This window comes from Aeromonas sp. sia0103, from assembly GCF_963895295.1.
Lineage (GTDB): Bacteria > Pseudomonadota > Gammaproteobacteria > Enterobacterales > Aeromonadaceae > Aeromonas > Aeromonas encheleia.
The window spans coordinates 1-212 of record NZ_CAWQKG010000056.1 but is presented as its reverse complement, the minus strand read 5'-3'; the positions used below and the strand labels follow the sequence as shown (position 1 = coordinate 212).

General features: G+C 67.9%; 1 protein-coding gene. It reads left to right on the top strand.

Annotated features, from left to right (window positions below; genetic code table 11):
* The coding region (locus AACW18_RS17610) for a VCBS domain-containing protein (RefSeq protein ID WP_218390104.1) at positions 1 to 212 on the top strand (212 nt) is incomplete at both ends.

Genomic DNA, 212 nt, shown 5'->3' with positions numbered 1-212 from the left:
GGCACCAACGACGACGCCAGCATCGGCGTCGCCACCCCGGGCTCCGACCAGGGCGCGGTCAAAGAGGACGTCACCCTCAGCACCAGCGGCAAGCTGGTCGCCACCGATGTCGATCAGGGTGAGGCCCACTTCCAGCCCCAGGACCAGGTCAAAGGCGCCCACGGCACCTTCAGCCTCGATGCCGACGGCAACTGGACCTACGCGCTCGACAA